The following is a 17132-nucleotide window of genomic DNA, read 5'->3' as shown; positions in this document are numbered from 1 at the left end:
TATAATTGGGGGTGCTGTGAATTAAACTTAAAAGCGAATAATTTAACTAAAAAGGAGCAATGTGCGTTGGCAAATACAATTATTAGTTTTGAAGCCGTTGATAAGCGTTATGGTGACACAATTGCCTTAAATGATATTAATTTTGAATTAGAACAAGGCAAATTTTATACTTTGCTAGGGCCTTCTGGTTGCGGTAAAACAACTATTCTTAGAATCCTAGCCGGCTTTACAAGCGCAACGAGTGGTGAAATCAAATTCAAAGGGCAAAAGATTAATAACTTACCCGCAAATAAACGTAAAGTTAATACAGTATTTCAAGACTACGCACTTTTTCCCCATCTAAATGTTTTTGATAATGTTGCTTTTGGTCTTAGTTTACGAAAAGTTCCTAAAGCAGAAATTCGCCAACGTGTGCTTGAAGCATTACGTCTAGTTCAACTAACGGGCTATGATGATCGCGAGATTGCCGAGTTATCTGGTGGTCAGCAACAACGGGTTGCGATTGCCCGGGCCATTGTTAACGAGCCAGAAGTTTTGTTGTTGGACGAACCATTATCCGCCTTAGACGCCAAGCTGCGAACAGCAATGCAAGTTGAATTACGCCAATTACAGCGTAGATTAGGCATTACTTTTTTATTTGTGACCCATGATCAGGGTGAGGCACTGGCGATGAGTGATGAAATTTTTGTAATGAATAATGGCAAGATTTTGCAGCAAGGTAATCCAGTGGATATCTACGATGAACCAATTAATCATTTTGTTGCGGATTTTATTGGGGAAAGTAACATCGTCAAAGGAAAAATGGTCAAGGATTACTTAGTTTCTTTTGTTGGTAAGGAGTTTGAGTGTGCGGATGCGGGAATGCGACCAGACGAGCCCGTTGAAATTGTGCTACGCCCTGAGGACTTAGTTTTAACGGATGTAACCAAGGGGAAGCTCACTGTGACGGTAGATACGCAAGTTTTCCGGGGAAATATTTACGAAATTATGAGTCATGACAGCGCAAATAATCAGTGGCTCATTCACGCCGTGCATAAGGCCACCATTGGACAAAAGGTGGGGATTAGTTTTGGGCCAGAGGATGTGCACGTTATGCGTTTTGGTGAATCAGAAGAAGAATTTGACGCGCGGCTTGAGACTTATGAAGGTGAAGAAGAATGAAACGTTTTAATCCGGCTTATAGCTTCTTATACATTCTTTGGATCGTTCTTTTTGTAATTGCGCCGTTAGTCCTGATTGTTTACCAATCATTTTTTGATATTAGTGGCCATTTAACGCTTGCTAACTATCAAGCCTACTTTGGTTCGGGGACCTACCTTAAAATGACGCTTAATTCGATTTGGTACGCACTATTGATCACGTTGTTAACGCTATTGATCAGTTACCCAACGGCCTATTGGCTAAATCAAACTAAAAATAAGCAATTGTGGTTGTTGCTGATTATTTTACCAACCTGGATTAATTTGTTATTGAAAGCCTACGCGTTTATTGGGATTCTCAGTCAAAATGGGTCGGTGAATCATTTTCTTACCTTTGTTGGGATTGGCCCCCAGCAACTGTTATTTACCAACGCTAGTTTTATTTTTGTTGCGGCCTACATTGAAATTCCGTTTATGATCTTACCAATTTTTAACGCTATTGATGAGCTGAACCCATCCTTCGTTAATGCCAGTCGTGATTTAGGTGCGACTAATTGGCAAACCTTTAGTAAGGTGATTTTTCCTTTAACGATAAACGGTGTTAAGGCCGGCGTCCAGGCCGTTTTCATTCCTTCGTTATCGCTATTCATGCTAACGCGTTTAATCGGCGGTAATAAGGTGATCACGCTAGGGACAGCAATTGAGGAGCATTTTTTAGTAACACAGAACTGGGGGATGGGTTCCACAATTGGGGTTGTTTTAATTGTTGCAATGGTCATTATTATGTTTGTCACTGGTGAACGACGAAAAAAGGGGCGAAAAGGTGAATGAAAAAACGATTTAGTTGGCAAAATTTATATTTAATTTTCGTTTTTGCGTTACTTTACGTACCGATTTTTTATTTAATCTTTTATTCCTTTAATCGTGGCGGAACTATGACGCATTTTACTGGTTTTACTTGGCAGCATTATACGGAATTATTTAGTGATTCCCGGATGATCGAGATTGTTGTTGATACATTATTAATTGCACTTTTGTCATCACTTTTGGCGACTATTATTGGAACGTTGGGGGCATTACAGATTTACAGTGTCAAGCGGCCGGTTGTTAAAAACGCCATTTTATCATTGAATAATATCCTAATGGTTTCGCCAGATGTCATTATTGGGGCCAGTTTTTTAATCTTTTTTACCTTTTTAGGGTTCAAACTGGGTTTTGGCTCCGTCTTATTAAGCCATATTGCTTTTTCCATTCCAATTGTGGTGTTAATGGTGCTTCCTAAGCTAAACGAGATGAATTTATCTTTGATTGACGCCGCAACTGATTTAGGCGCTACCAATTTTCAAGTTTTTAGTCGGGTCATTTTACCCTACATTGCCCCAGGTGTTTTTGCCGGTTATTTCATGGCCTTTACCTATTCGTTAGACGACTTTGCGGTGACCTTTTTTGTTACTGGGAATGGCTTTGAAACGCTGTCGGTTGAAATTTATGCCCGGGCGCGGCAAGGGATCAGTTTAGAAATTAATGCACTATCTGCGTTGATGTTCGTTTTTTCTTTGTTGTTAGTCGTAGGGTATTATTTTCTCAATCAGTATAATTCTTCCAAACGAACGCGAAAGCGGCAACGATTGGAGGCAACTCAAATTAAATGAAACGATTAATTAGTTTTATTTTAGGAATTTTGGCGGTTTGTTTCTTATTGTTTATGACGAGTAGCCATTTACAAAAGGCACAAGGACTAACCAGTTCCGATACGTTAACCTTGTACAATTGGGGCGATTATATTGATCCACAACTCATTAAAAAGTTTCAACATGAAACAGGCTACAAAGTTCGTGTTGAAACTTTTGATAGTAACGAAGCAATGTTTACTAAAATTCAGCAGGGTGGTACTAGTTATGATCTGGCCGTCCCATCAGAATATATGGTTCAAAAAATGCGGAAAGCACATTTATTAAAACCGTTAAATAAATCTCGAATTCACGGTCTGGCTAACATAAATTCGCGTTTTCTTAACCTTGGTTTTGATCCGGATAATCGTTACTCAGTACCCTATTTTTGGGGAACATTAGGGATTGTCTACAATGATCAGATGGTTAAGGCTAATCAGGTACAACATTGGCGTGATTTATGGTCGCCACGTTTCCGTAATCAAATTATGTTGGTGGATTCTGCTCGGGATATTATGGGAATGGCCTTAATCGAACAAGGTCATTCAGTTAATACAACTAATCTAGTCCAGTTGAATGCGGCAAAAAAGCGGCTCGATCAATTAAGTCCTAACGTTAAGGCCGTTGTCGCAGATGAGATTAAAATGTATATGGCGCAAGACGAGGCAGCATTGGCCGTTACTTGGTCCGGCGAGGCATCTGAGATGATGGCGAATAATTCTCATTTACATTATGTTGTACCGCGTGAAGGAAGCAATCTGTGGTTTGATAATTTAGTGATTCCAAAGACGGCTAAGCACTATAAAGCCATTTACGCGTTCATTAATTTCATGCTAAGACCGGAAAATGCCGCTCAAAATGCCACTTATGTTGGTTACGCCACACCAAATAAGGCGGCCGAAAAAAAGTTGCCCAAAGCAATTGCTCATGATCCACAGTTTTATCCAGATGAAAAAACGATTAGTCATCTGCAGGTTTACCAGGATTTAGGACCGCGGATGGTTGGTATTTATAATGATAAATTTCTTGAATTTAAGATGCATGGTCACTAAAAGTAGTCCCGTTCGTGCTATAATAATAACGCAAGTTTATAAGAAGTGGAGGTAGCCTATGTCAATTAATTGGAATGATCTATTAAACTGGGGTAACATCGTCAACTTATTAGACATCTTTGTTGTCTGGTATTTCATTTATAAGTTGATCATGTTAGTTCGGGGAACCAAGGCGGTGCAACTATTAAAGGGAATAGTTGTGATCGTGGTAATTAAATTGATCAGTTGGGGAATCGGGCTACGGACTGTTTCGTTTATTATGGATCAGGTCATTAATTGGGGCGTTATCGCCACAGTAATTATATTTCAACCTGAAATTCGACGAGGCTTGGAGCATTTAGGTCGCGGTTCAATTTTTGTGCGCAATCGTTCGCAAAATGAACAGGAAAAGCGCATGATTGCCGGGCTTGATAAGGCGATTCAGTACATGTCAAAGCGGCGGATTGGTGCCTTAATGACGTTACAATTAAATACCGGTTTAGAAGATTATATCGAAACTGGAATTACCTTGGACGCCGATGTCACCGGGGAATTATTGATTAATATCTTTATTCCTAACACGCCCTTACATGATGGTGCGGTAATCATTCAAAATGGGCGAATTGCGGTGGCTGCAGCCTACCTACCATTATCAGACAGTAATCTTATTCCTAAAGAATTAGGGACAAGACATCGGGCAGCCGTCGGGATTAGTGAAGTAACCGACGCCTTAACGATTGTTGTTTCAGAAGAAACTGGTGGGGTCATGATCACCCAAAATAGTGAAATGATGCGTGATCTATCCCAAGAAGATTACCTTAAAATTTTGCGTCGTGAATTATTGAAGCCTGAGCAACCGCAACGAAATGTTGTGCAAGAATTTATCGACGCAGTCATTAAAGGGGGAATTAAAAAATGAACAAATTTTTTAATAGCCCTTGGGTTTATCGTGGTCTAGCACTGATTTTTGCGATCATGTTGTTTACCTACGTTAATATTGATCGGATCAATTCAACACGGCAGGCTGCTAGTAGCAGTAGTACAATGTTAGCAAATAAATCAAAAACAATTACGGTGCCGCTACAGATCAACGCCGATACGGATAAATATTTTATTACCGGTTATCCTGAAAAAGTTAAGGTTAAGATTGAAGGGCCCAGTGCTTTAGTAACGGCAACAACTAATACACAAAATTTTAAAGTAATGGCCAACCTTGAACGACTGGGTGTTGGCAAACACGTCGTTACTTTGCGCCAGGAAGGGCTAAACAAGGAACTTAGTTACCGTATTAGTCCCCAGCGAGTAACGATTGATGTTCAACGGAAGGAAACTAAGCGTTTTCCAATTCAGGTCAAGTTTAATAAGGCTAATTTGGCAACCGGCTACACAACGGGCGATATTAGTTTGAATCAAACGACGACCACTGTTACAGGATCACGTTCGGCTGTAAATTCAATTGAGCAAGTCGTTGCAACCGTAAATACAAAGAACAATATTGAAAGTGATATTTCCCAGGAAACTTTACTGCAAGCGTTGGATAGCAAAGGAAATACGGTTAATGTTTTAATGGATCCACAAGCAGTTAAAGTGACCATACCGGTGGAACATCCGTCTAAAAAAGTAAGTATTAATTTGAAGGCCACTGGGACACCAGCAGATGGTAAATCAGTTAAGCTGTCTTCAGATACCAAATCAGTTACCGTAACGGGACCGCAGAGTGAACTTGATAAATTGAAAGATCTAACGGTTGATGTGCCAGTGGACGATGCTTCATCTTCGACCACTAAGACAATCAGCCTTGATCCGGGTAGTAGTAATCTGCAGTGCAGTCCTAAGAGTGTTCAGGTACTTGTCTCCGTTAGTGATGATGGGACTAATAATAATGACACAACGGCTGAAAGTGGTGCTGCCAGTAGCAGTGTCACTGCTACTTCCAGTAAGAATGATAGTTCAAGTAGCACGACTTCTTCTGAATCGAGTTCGGAGTCAAGTCAGAGTGCGAACCAAGAGAGTTCGAGTAGTAGCAGCTCACAGTCTAATTAATAAATGAAAAAGAAACGAGGAATTTAAGTTATGGGAAGATATTTTGGAACCGATGGCGTACGAGGTGTTGCAAATCAAGAATTAACGCCCGAGTTGGCTTTTCGCGTTGGTCGAACTGGTGGCTATGTTCTAGCTAAATACCAGGAAAATCAAGATAAAAAACCACTTGTTTTGGTTGCGCGGGACACACGAATTTCTGGTCAGTTATTAGAAGAAGCATTAATTTCTGGTTTGTTGTCAGTCGGCATCGAGGTTATGTCTTTAGGTGTTATTTCAACACCAGCTGTAGCCTATTTAACTCGTATTCAAGGAGCTGCCGCTGGTGTCCAGATAACAGCTTCGCACAATCCAGCTGAATATAACGGCATTAAGTTTTTTGGCCCTGATGGCTTTAAGTTGCTGGACGAACAAGAAGCCGAGATTGAAGACTTGTTGGATGAACCCAAGGACACGTTACCACGACCATCAAAAGAAGGTCTTGGAACTGTTGCGGACTATCCAGAAGGTGTATTAAAGTACACGCAATTCTTAGAACAAACCTTACAAGAAGATTTGTCTGGCTTAAATGTTGTTGTTGACGCGGCCAATGGAGCTACCAGTGGAATTGTCACCCGCTTATTTGCCGATTTAGAGACTGAATTTACGACAATCGCAACTAAACCAAATGGTGTGAATATCAACGATGGTGTTGGTTCAACTCATCCCGAAAAGCTTGCAGAAACCGTTGTTGATAAGGAAGCACAGGCTGGTGTTGCCTTTGATGGTGACGGTGATCGCTGTATTGCAGTTGATGAAGAAGGTAAGATTGTTAACGGTGATAAGATCATGTACATTTTGGGCAATTATTTTGCTCAGCGTGGCCGACTAAAGAAGGATACTGTCGTCACAACGGTCATGAGTAATATGGGCCTTTATAAGGCGTTAGAGGCTGATGGTTTGAAGTCCCTACAAACTAAGGTCGGTGATCGCTACGTTGTTGAAGAGATGCGTAAGAGCGGCTATAACCTAGGTGGCGAGCAATCAGGACACGTTGTTTTATTTGATTATAATACAACAGGTGACGGGCTTTTAACGGCTATTCAATTATTAAACGTTATGAAGCAAACGGGTAAAAAACTCTCCGAATTAGCAGAGCCAGTCAAAACTTATCCGCAAAAATTGGTTAATATTAAAGTTGCCGATAAGAAAAAGGCCTTAGATAACCCAACGATTAAGGATGTTATTGACACCGTTGAAAAAGAAATGAACGGTGATGGTCGTGTTTTAGTACGCCCAAGTGGAACTGAACCATTACTGCGAGTAATGGCCGAGGCACCAACCAAAGAAGAAGTTGGTCAGTACGTTGACCGAATCGCGGCCGTTGTTCGGGAACAAGTTGGTGTCGAATAGCTTAGCAATGATTTTTTTACCAACTAGATAATTGTGAATATTAAAAAAATAAGGAACAATTACAAAAAGATTTGTGATTGTTCCTTATTTTTGTGCCTTGGCTTATGATTAATGATAGTATACCAATATTAAAATATTTATTTTTATGTGAACTATAATTGACAACTGTTCAACTTAAAGCTATAGTTTTAAGTGTTTCCAATTACTAAATGAGAAAAGGATGTGTCTATACCAATATAATGGAAAGCGCCTGGGCCAAAAATTTTTGGTTGACGAGGAAGAAGTCTATCGAATATCGGCGGGTGGCTTCAGGGTCTGCACTCTACAGATTGATCGTTAAAAACAAGTGTAAGCTTGCAATAAAGCGGCAATCACGCAGTTGGAAACATGAACTTCAATATTAATCTGAGAAGAGGATGTTTTTTATGTGTGGAATTGTTGGTGTTATCGGAAAAGAAAATACCGTTGATATTTTAATCAACGGGTTACAAAAGTTAGAGTACCGTGGTTATGATTCAGCAGGTGTTTACGTTAACGATCAAAATGGTCATGATTATTTAGTTAAAACGAAGGGCCGAATTGCGGACCTTAAAAAGGCAATTGGACCTGAAGTGAAAGGAACCATGGGAATTGGGCACACACGTTGGGCAACTCATGGTATTCCTAGTGACGTTAATGCGCACCCACATGTATCGGCTGATGGTCGTTTTTATTTGGTCCACAACGGTGTCATCAATAACTATGCTGAATTACGTGATCAATATTTGCAGGGTGTTCATCTTGTCAGTCAGACCGATACGGAAGTTGTTGTTCAATTGGTTGACTATTTTGCAACCAACGAGCAACTCTCCGGTAAGGAAGCCTTTCGGAAAACAGTTCAGCTGCTGGATGGTTCTTACGCGTTCTTGTTAGTTGACCGTGAAGATCCAGACACATTATACGTTGCTAAGAATAAGAGCCCGTTGTTAATTGGTGTGGGTAATGGCTTTAACGTTGTTTGCTCGGATGCCATGGCAATGGTTGGTCAAACCAAGGATTTTGTTGAACTCCATGATGGCGAACTTGTGACGGTTAAAAAAGATGGAATTGCGATTGAAACATTGGCCGGCAAAGCTGTTACCCGAAAATCATATCACGTTTCGATTAACGAAAGTGATACTGAAAAAGGCACTTACCCATTTTATATGTTAAAGGAAATTGACGAACAACCAGCCGTCATGCGAACCTTGCTCCAGAAGTATTTAGATGATGCAGGGAAGCCTAAAATTGAAACCGATCTTTTAAAGGCGCTGAACCAGGCGGATCGGCTTTATATTTTAGCAGCCGGGACCAGCTATAATGCAGGCCTAGTTGCAAAATCAATTTTCGAAAAATTGGCCAATATTCCAACGGAAGTTCAGTTGGCAAGTGAGTTTGGCTATAACACACCATTATTGTCCAAAAAACCGTTCTTCCTTTTCTTATCACAAAGTGGTGAAACAGCTGATAGTCGCCAAGTGTTAGTTAAGGTTAATCAATGGGGCTACCCAAGTTTAACGATCACGAATTCAGAAGGATCAACCTTGTCACGTGAGGCTACGTACACGATGTTACTTGACGCCGGCCCCGAGATCGCAGTTGCTTCGACCAAGGCCTACACGGCACAAATTGCCTTACAAACGATTTTGGCTAAAGCATTAGGTGACGTTCGCCAGCAAACGACGGCCACTGACTTTGACGTTAAAGGTCAGTTGAGTATCGTGGCCAATGAAATGCAAAGTTTAGTTGATGAAAAAGAATTGATTAACTCGTTAGCCAAGAATTATTTGGCTACAACCCGTAATGCCTTTTATATTGGGCGCGGTTATGATTTTGCCGTGTCTTTAGAGGCAGCACTGAAGTTAAAAGAAATTTCTTACGTTCAAGCGGAAGGCTTTGCTGGTGCTGAACTGAAACATGGTACCATTTCGTTGATTGAGGATGGTACACCAGTTATGGCGATCATCACCGATAAGCGTGTAGCAAGTCATACTCGCGGAAATATCCAGGAAGTTAAGGCCCGTGGTGCACACGTATTAACCATTGCGATGGATAGCGTTGCTCAACCTGAAGATAACATTACTTTCTCGGATGTTGACCCAATGTTGACACCATTATTAACCGTTGTGCCAGCTCAATTATTAGCTTATTACACTAGTTTGAATCGGGGCTATGATGTTGATAAACCACGTAATTTGGCAAAGGCAGTTACGGTAGAATAAACTTAATCTAAAAGTAAGTTAGTCCGTTTGGCAATGATTGCTAAATGGTCTAACCTATTTTTTTGCCAAATTCAATTGGTTAGTTTTTTTAAGTGGAGATAATTCAGTCTAAAAATAAGTAATCGTTATCAATTTATTGGTGGTGGGTCTTGTCAGCGACGGCTAGTTTTGATAATATAGTCTAGGTGTCTTATTGAATTGACACAATTTTTTGATAAAGGAAAGAGGGAAATAACATGTCAGGACATTCAAAATGGCATAACATCCAGGGCCGTAAAAACGCCCAAGATGCAAAGCGTGGAAAAATCTTCCAAAAAATATCTCGCGAGTTATATATGGCTGTAAAAGCTGGGGGTCCTGATCCTTCTTCAAACCCCCAACTACGCTTGATTATGGATAAGGCACGAGCTGCTAATATGCCGAAGGATAATGTTAAACACGCGGTTGATAAGGGTTCCAATACTGATACAGCAAATTATGAAGAAGTTACTTATGAAGGTTACGCACCAGGTGGTGTTGCCGTTTTAGTTCATGCTTTAACGGATAATAAAAATCGGACATCATCTAATGTACGTGTTGCTTTTACGCGTAATGGTGGTGCCTTAGGTGCTTCAGGTTCAGTTGCTTACATGTTTGATCGGCGTGGCTATATCGTAATCGAACGTGAAGATTTGGACGTTGATGAAGATCAGATGTTAGAGGATGCTTTGGAAACTGGTGCTGATGATATGGAAACTTCAGATGAAGCTTTCGAAATTTACACTGATCCGAAGCAATTGGCAGCTGTTCGTGATGCTTTGGAAGCAAAAGGTTATAAGTTAGCCAACGCTGAATTAACCATGATTCCTGAGAACACAACACCAGTTCCAACGGATAAGGTTGAACAATTCGAACGAATGATTGATCTTCTCGAAGATGATGACGACGTATCGGAAGTTTACCATACTGGTGAATTACCAGATAATGAAGACGCTAAATAATAATTGTAATTTTAAGCACTTGGCAAAATAGCCAAGTGCTTTTTTATATCCGCCAAAAATGAAAACAGTGGTGTGACAAAGGTACGAGAACTCTGATTTTGGGCGCACGTTCTAGTGGATCGTAACGACCATATTTAAAACTATTAACTAGTTTTAAAAACGCTAAAACCTAACTGGAACAGGAACGAATAGTTTAGGTACCATTCCGCCACGCGTTCCGTCCTCGCGCACTGGAATGGAATCTAACCTAAATCTGCCCACGTGTAATTCAATGGCAAGTGGTATAAGCATTATTTTTGGTAGCGATATAATTCAATTTAAATATGAACGCTACACGCCACTAGAGTAATGATCAGAAATAGTAAGCGGCTAGGGCTTTTGTCCTAGCCGCTTAACTTCATTTCATCAGTTAAATAAAACGGTGCTACGTTTTACGTAATTTATTGATAAGGAGGTGAGAACATGTCTGTTGAAGAACAAGCAACCAAAATATTAAGAATGGCCGTTGAACAAAGACTGACCGATTTATATTTTTTACCGGTTGGCCAGCAATATCAGATTAAAAAACGAACGAGTACGGGCATTGAATTGTGGCAAATGATGACGAGAACGGAAGTTAAGCCATTATTAAATCATTTGAAGTATAGCGCCAAGATGTCACTTAGTGAGACGAGACGGCCACAATTAGGGGCACGAACACTTAAAATGGCCGATAGTACTGTATTTTTACGTTTATCCACCGTCGGAAATTTTGAAAACCTTGAATCAATGGTTATTCGCTTTATTTACGCGTACGCCGATACGAATCAATTTATTTTTCCCCAGCAATTAACCCAGTTGCAGCAATTAAGTCAACAACGTGGGCTAATGTTGTTTGCTGGACCAACTGGTTCCGGTAAAACAACAACTTTATATCGAATTGCCCGGCAAAATGCTCAGGAAAAAATCGTTATGGCAATCGAAGATCCGATTGAAATTTATGAAAATAATTTTCTGCAACTTCAAGTTAATGAACAAGCGAATATGACTTACGCCGAATTACTGAAAGTCAGTTTACGTCACCGGCCAGATATTTTTATTATTGGGGAAATTCGTGATGAACAAACTGCCGCCGCAGCGATTAGGGCGGCTTTAAGTGGCCATTTGGTGTTGAGTACGGTTCACGCGCGGAGTGCTACCGGGGTCATTAAGCGCCTAACTGATTTTAAAATTGACCAAGAAACTTTAAAAGATTGTCTAACCAGTGTCTGTTATCAACGAATTTTACCCACTGAAAAAAAGCAGGCGGCTATTTTGTTTGATTTACTGAGTAATCAGATCTTGGCAGCGGCCTTTAACGGAAAAACGCCGGCAGGTTGGCCCAAATTATTGGAGCAGGCATGGCAGGATGGAATTATTTCTTCAGAAACGGTTAAAGCATATCAAAATGGGTAAGCAACGACGTCATTTCGAAATTGAATTTTTTTCGTTACTGGCCGATTTATTGGAAGCAGGTTTTTCCTTACCCCAAAGCATTGAATTTATGCTGGTCCTATTACCCAATCAATCGGACCGGTTAGTTCTACTTAAGCAACAGTTAAGTTCCGGAAAAGAGTTGGCAGATGCCTTTTTTGAGGTGGGAATTAACGCGGATGTTGTGAGCCAAATTCGAATTACCGAAAGGCACGGTGATTTGCAGCAGAGTCTAAAACAAATCGGGCGCTTATTACTTGAGCAAGAAAAGCAAAAGCGGCAACTTAAACGCCTATTGCGCTATCCCTTCGTGTTGTTATTGCTTTTAGGCGGGCTCATCTTTTTTGTCAAACAGATGATTGAACCCGAACTACTATCCTGGCAGGCCAATATGAACCAAAATGTCCTGTTTTATTGGCGTTACTTTGGCCTCAGCTTGGCGGGGATCGGTTTAATTAGTTTGCTTTTTTACTTGAAGTTACGTTTTGAAAAGAATCCGCTAAAAAGAGCTGTATTCCGTAACCGCTTACCACTTATTGGCCGTTCGTACCGTGAATACTACCATTATTATTTACTTTTTAACTTGGGAACGTTATTAAAAAACGGATTGAACTTACAAGAAATTTGTCAGTTATTGGCCAATTTTTCGGAAAACAGTTTACTTTATCAACTCGGCAAGCAGATTCGGCCGCAATTGGCAGAAGGTAAAAACTTAGCAAATATCGTAACGGAACAGGCGTTATTTCCGGATGAATTAGCATTATTCGTCCAAAAAGGGGAAACTAAGGAATTTTTGGGAGAAGAACTGATCGTTCAGGCAAGATTGACTTACCGCAGAATGCTGCAAGAGATCGAACGAATCGTCACTTACGTTCAACCTTTCTTTTTTGGCATTATAGCTTTGACGATTGTCGGTGTCTATTTAAGCATTTTACTACCGCTGTACCAAATGATGGAGGGGATGTACTAAATGAAAATTATTTTGAAGAATAAAATGAGTCGAAGGGTGTCGTTGCGCGATTCTTTTGCACAAATTAAAAGGTCAGTTTCAAAATTTAGTTATCTAATTTTAAAAAAATCGAAAAGGGCTTTCACCTTGATCGAAATGGTAGCTGTCTTATTCATTATTACTTTATTAATTATGATCGTGTTACCCAATGTGGGTGCTCAACGTAAGAATGCCGAGTCAACCAGCGATGTCGCGTTTAAAACAGTTGTCCAAACCCAAAGGGATCTTTACGCCAATGATCACGATAATAAGCGTGCCAGTCTGGATGAATTAAAAGAGGCGGGTTATTTGTCCGAGAAGCAATTAACTAAGGCCAAGGCACTTGAAGCCAAAGAAAAATGATTAGTCACCGTGGCTTTACGTTAATTGAAACGGTTATTGTTTTAGCGATGACCAGTTTATGTATTACCTTTCCTGCCAGCCAATTACGCCCTTTTTATTATCACCGGGCAGAAACAATTTTTTTAAATCAATTTGATCAGGCGTGGCACTATAGTTTGATTAAATCGGCCGTGGAGCGGGATCGCGTCCAGGTGAGTATTACGCAAAAGCAAGTTTTATTTCGGGGTAAAGACAGCGGCTGGAGCCACCAAATTATACTGCCAGAAACAATGCGGGCGCTTCCACAACAATTTTCCCTAAGTAATCAAGGACACGTTAGTCCAGTTAAAATAACTTTTCATTCCGATTATTTTAAAAATAATACGGTTCTAAAACCGCAAATGGGGTGGGGTTCTTATGAATAAATTACGATCAGGTTTTGTTTTAATGGAGACCATGTTTGCGCTCTTTTTAATCACTTTAGGGATTATTAGTTTTGGAGAAAGTTTTCAACAATTTCAAAGGCAAGTGAACCTTGAACAAGCTAAAGTAGGTCAGGCAAAATTGATTTACGAGTCCAGCCAAGTTAAGTTAGCCAAGACTATTTTGGTGGATGATCGACGATGACACTTAAAGCAAATCATGCCGGATTTACGCTGGCTGAAACTGTCCTGGGGTTATTTGTGTTGGTTTTAAGCGTCTGGTTATTACAGTTCCAATTGACCCAATTTAAACGGATTACCACCTATTTCAATGATGACACAACACTGAACTTTCACGTTGCTAACTGTCAATTGGGTGATTTTTTGGCGGATAGTTATTTTGTTAGTCGAAGTGACCAGCAAGTTACCTTTTACCGAATGAAAGAAAAAAAGATCTATCAATTAGAGCAGTATCAGGATATGCTGCGTGTTCGGGGTGCGACTAAAGGTCATATGCCGTTGTTACAGTCAGTGGCTAATGTGAAAATGAGTTACCAGCAGCCAATTCTAACGGTCAAAATAACGTTGAGGAACCGGCAAACTTTTATCAGCAAACAATATTTACCTAAAGGGAGTCCGACAGTTGAATAAACGACGTTCAGGGAGTGTTTTAATCACGGCGGTTATCTTTTTAGCACTTACCATCTTATTGATTGAAGGGTATGCATTGGTTTATCGGCAGCAAGTGATGACGTTACGGACGATCAAGTGTCGCTACCAACAGGACACGCTTTATAATTTGACGCTAGCGCAACTCGATCAAGGTGTCGCCAAAAATCAATTTAATTATTCGCTTGGACAAGTTACGGTTGTAGATAACCAATTTATTATTAAATTGAAGGAATCAAATAAGGAAATTCACCGAGATTTCGCAATAACGAAAAAGTCTGATACTAGTAAAACGAAAGCGCTTGAAAAAGTAGATTAGATTCGTTAAGATGAAATAGTATTATGTCTATTTATTTAGCTTGAGGTGAATTGATTGGGACAAAAAGATGTTGAAGCATTATATAAACATTTGGATACAACAGCAATGTTGTTAAAGCGTGATTTAGATGTGTCTTACATGGATGCACTCATAGAAACAGGAGAAAATATTGTTGATGGCGGTCAAATCAAAGTAGAGGATGGGTTGCCCCACGAGGCAATTCGCCAGCAGTTAACAACAAGTTATCAACAGATAAATTTAAAACGTTTAACAACCGATGAGATTCGGCAAGCGTTTCAGCTGGCCATTCTACGGGGTGAACGAACGGATGCAATTCAGGCCAATCATCAAATGACACCGGACGCAATTGGCTTTTTAGTTGCCTATTTGATTGAAAATCTGGCCGGTTTAAACGACCAAGAACAGGTGCTGGATTTAACCGTTGGAACTGGCAATTTACTTTATACAGTACTTAACCGCTTGTTTACGGCTAGTGGCGTCAATTTAAAAGGTTATGGGATTGATAATGATGATACGATGCTGGCCCTGGCCAACGTTGGCGCACGATTACAACACCCTGATGTTGAACTTTTTCATCAAGATGCAATTGAAGATCTAGTGGTGCCCAAGGTTGATGTTAGCCTAGCTGATTTACCAATTGGTTATTACCCAATTGACGAGCGGGCAGCAAAGTTTGCGACACATGCCGAGACCGGTCACTCGTATGCACACCATTTATTAATTGAACAAAGTATGCGTTACACTAAGGCTGCCGGTTTTGGTTTCTTTCTTGTGCCGAGTTTACTCTTTCAATCGCAAGAAGCCACTGAGTTAACTAAATGGATGACATCAGCAACATATTTACAGGGGCTATTAAATCTGCCACGGGAGTTGTTCCAGGACGAAAAGGCGCAAAAGGCTATTTTGATCTTACAAAATAAGGGTGGTCAGGCCAAGCAGGCTAAAAAAGTGATGCTTGGGGAATTTCCTTCTTTTAAGGATCAGGCCGGTTTTCAGCGCTTTGTGGCCGAGATTAGTGAGTGGAAAGAAAAAAATATTGCACAGTAGGGAGACTTGTAACATGGCAAAAGTTATTGCAATTAATGCAGGCAGCTCAAGCTTAAAGTGGAAATTATTTGATATGCCAGCTGAAAAGGTCATTGCTTCAGGAATGGTTGATCGAGTTGGCTTGAAGGATTCTGTTTTTACAGTACATTATGGTCCGGATAACAAGGAGAAATTCCAAAAGACCTTGGACATCAATGATCAAAATGCTGCTGTAAAAATGCTGCTTGAGGAGTTAATTAATTTAAAGATTGTCAAGGATATCCATGAGATTTCCGGTGTTGGTCACCGTGTCGTTGCCGGTGGCGAGATCTTCACTGAATCAACGATTGTCGACGATAAGGTTGAACAGCAGATTAATGATTTGGCTGAATACGCACCGTTACATAATCCGGCAGAATTAATGGGAATTCAGGCTTTTCGAAAGTTATTACCTGAAGCGACCAGTGTTGCGGCCTTTGATACGTCGTTCCACCATACAATGCCCGCTGTAAATTATCTTTACAGTATTCCTTACGAATACTATGAAAAATACGGTGCACGTAAGTACGGCGCTCATGGGACAAGTCACCGCTATGTTTCTGCTCGTGCGGCAGAAATCTTGGGTAAACCACTGAAAGACTTAAAATTGATCACCTTACATTTAGGTGCTGGTGCTTCGATTACCGCAGTCAAAGATGGTAAATCATATGATACTTCGATGGGCTTCACACCATTAGCTGGGATTACGATGGCGACGCGCTCTGGTGATATTGATGCTTCATTAATGGCGTACCTCATGGAGAAATTAAACATCTCTGATCCGGAAAAGATGATTGATATTTTAAACCACAAATCAGGTATTTTAGGTATTTCTGGACTTTCGCCTGATATGCGTGATCTTGAAAAGACACGGGATACGCGTAAACGTTCGCAGCTAGGCATTGATATCTTTGTCAATCGGATTCAAAAATACGTCGGTAGTTATGTGGCCGAAATGGGTGGTGTGGACGCGTTAGTGTTCACTGCCGGTATTGGTGAAAACGATATGACCATGCGTAAGCGAATTATCGATGGCTTAGGCTATTTTGGCGCTAAAATTGATGATGAACGGAACAATGTCATGGCCCAGGAAAGAATTATTAGTACGGATGATTCTAAAACCAAGGTGTTGTTAGTTCCGACTAATGAAGAATTAATGATTGCGCGGGATGTTGTCCGATTAAGTAAATAAATTAAACTTTGAAGTTAGTTGTTTAATTGTGTCTTTACCAGACTTTAATTCTAAAGTAGAAATGATGCACGCCTTACGATATTTTCTAGTATAATGAAATGAATCAGGGGTTTAGCCTTAAGGGCTAACCTTTGATTCATTTTTTGCTTTTCGCGAATAGTAAGCGGCCA

Annotated in this window: 18 protein-coding genes; all 18 read left to right on the top strand. The window is 40.3% G+C overall.

Annotation, left to right across the window (positions count from 1 at the left end; all coding sequences use genetic code 11):
- Nucleotides 1-66 precede the first annotated feature (66 nt).
- The 18 genes from AYR53_RS11175 (at nt 67) to AYR53_RS11090 (ending at nt 16962) form a co-directional block, all read left to right on the top strand.
- Nucleotides 67-1161: an ABC transporter ATP-binding protein gene (locus AYR53_RS11175; protein WP_068225253.1), complete on the top strand. Its 1095-nt coding sequence runs from the start codon at nt 67-69 to the stop codon at nt 1159-1161.
- Nucleotides 1158-1970 (top strand): ABC transporter permease, encoded by an 813-nt coding sequence (locus tag AYR53_RS11170; RefSeq protein ID WP_068225251.1) that lies wholly within the window; start codon nt 1158-1160, stop codon nt 1968-1970. Before AYR53_RS11175 ends, AYR53_RS11170 begins: the two co-directional genes overlap by 4 nt.
- Complete coding sequence (locus AYR53_RS11165; RefSeq protein WP_068225247.1) at nt 1967-2791, top strand: ABC transporter permease; 825 nt, start codon at nt 1967-1969, stop codon at nt 2789-2791. Before AYR53_RS11170 ends, AYR53_RS11165 begins: the two co-directional genes overlap by 4 nt.
- Nucleotides 2788-3861: an ABC transporter substrate-binding protein gene (locus AYR53_RS11160; RefSeq protein WP_068225244.1), complete on the top strand. Its 1074-nt coding sequence runs from the start codon at nt 2788-2790 to the stop codon at nt 3859-3861. The genes AYR53_RS11165 and AYR53_RS11160 overlap by 4 nt, the downstream gene beginning before the upstream one ends.
- A 58-nt stretch (nt 3862-3919) precedes the next feature.
- Nucleotides 3920-4759, top strand: a complete 840-nt coding sequence (gene cdaA, locus AYR53_RS11155) for a diadenylate cyclase CdaA (protein ID WP_068225242.1) — start codon at nt 3920-3922, stop codon at nt 4757-4759.
- Nucleotides 4756-5883, top strand: a complete 1128-nt coding sequence (locus AYR53_RS11150; RefSeq protein WP_068225239.1) for a CdaR family protein — start codon at nt 4756-4758, stop codon at nt 5881-5883. The genes cdaA and AYR53_RS11150 overlap by 4 nt, the downstream gene beginning before the upstream one ends.
- Before the next feature lie 30 nt (nt 5884-5913).
- Entirely contained in the window at nt 5914-7272 is a 1359-nt protein-coding gene (glmM, locus tag AYR53_RS11145) for a phosphoglucosamine mutase (RefSeq protein ID WP_068280282.1), read from the top strand.
- Between the two features lie 425 nt (nt 7273-7697).
- Entirely contained in the window at nt 7698-9512 is a 1815-nt protein-coding gene (gene glmS, locus AYR53_RS11140; RefSeq protein WP_068225234.1) for a glutamine--fructose-6-phosphate transaminase (isomerizing), read from the top strand.
- A 236-nt stretch (nt 9513-9748) separates the two neighbouring features.
- Nucleotides 9749-10492: a YebC/PmpR family DNA-binding transcriptional regulator gene (locus AYR53_RS11135; protein ID WP_068225232.1), complete on the top strand. Its 744-nt coding sequence runs from the start codon at nt 9749-9751 to the stop codon at nt 10490-10492.
- A gap of 462 nt (nt 10493-10954) precedes the next feature.
- Nucleotides 10955-11926 (top strand): competence type IV pilus ATPase ComGA, encoded by a 972-nt coding sequence (gene comGA / locus AYR53_RS11130; RefSeq protein ID WP_068225228.1) that lies wholly within the window; start codon nt 10955-10957, stop codon nt 11924-11926.
- A complete protein-coding gene (comGB, locus tag AYR53_RS11125; protein ID WP_068225224.1) occupies nt 11880-12914 on the top strand; it encodes a competence type IV pilus assembly protein ComGB in 1035 nt (344 codons plus the stop codon). The genes comGA and comGB overlap by 47 nt, the downstream gene beginning before the upstream one ends.
- A gap of 96 nt (nt 12915-13010) precedes the next feature.
- Complete coding sequence (gene comGC / locus AYR53_RS11120) at nt 13011-13295, top strand: competence type IV pilus major pilin ComGC (protein WP_225359736.1); 285 nt, start codon at nt 13011-13013, stop codon at nt 13293-13295.
- On the top strand, nt 13292-13699 hold the full coding sequence (locus AYR53_RS11115; RefSeq protein ID WP_068225222.1) for a prepilin-type N-terminal cleavage/methylation domain-containing protein: 408 nt from the start codon (nt 13292-13294) through the stop codon (nt 13697-13699). The genes comGC and AYR53_RS11115 overlap by 4 nt, the downstream gene beginning before the upstream one ends.
- Nucleotides 13692-13901 (top strand): hypothetical protein, encoded by a 210-nt coding sequence (locus tag AYR53_RS11110; protein WP_068225220.1) that lies wholly within the window; start codon nt 13692-13694, stop codon nt 13899-13901. Before AYR53_RS11115 ends, AYR53_RS11110 begins: the two co-directional genes overlap by 8 nt.
- Complete coding sequence (locus AYR53_RS11105) at nt 13898-14347, top strand: ComGF family competence protein (protein ID WP_068225218.1); 450 nt, start codon at nt 13898-13900, stop codon at nt 14345-14347. Before AYR53_RS11110 ends, AYR53_RS11105 begins: the two co-directional genes overlap by 4 nt.
- Nucleotides 14340-14684: a hypothetical protein gene (locus AYR53_RS11100; protein WP_068225216.1), complete on the top strand. Its 345-nt coding sequence runs from the start codon at nt 14340-14342 to the stop codon at nt 14682-14684. The genes AYR53_RS11105 and AYR53_RS11100 overlap by 8 nt, the downstream gene beginning before the upstream one ends.
- Before the next feature lie 54 nt (nt 14685-14738).
- Complete coding sequence (locus tag AYR53_RS11095) at nt 14739-15752, top strand: class I SAM-dependent methyltransferase (protein ID WP_068225214.1); 1014 nt, start codon at nt 14739-14741, stop codon at nt 15750-15752.
- A 13-nt stretch (nt 15753-15765) separates the two neighbouring features.
- Nucleotides 15766-16962, top strand: a complete 1197-nt coding sequence (locus AYR53_RS11090; RefSeq protein ID WP_068225212.1) for an acetate/propionate family kinase — start codon at nt 15766-15768, stop codon at nt 16960-16962.
- The last annotated feature ends 170 nt before the right edge of the window (nt 16963-17132 follow it).

The sequence above is a fragment of the Loigolactobacillus backii genome (genome assembly GCF_001663675.1).
Classification (GTDB): Bacteria; Bacillota; Bacilli; order Lactobacillales; family Lactobacillaceae; genus Loigolactobacillus; species Loigolactobacillus backii.
This window is presented reverse-complemented; position numbering and strand designations above follow the sequence as displayed.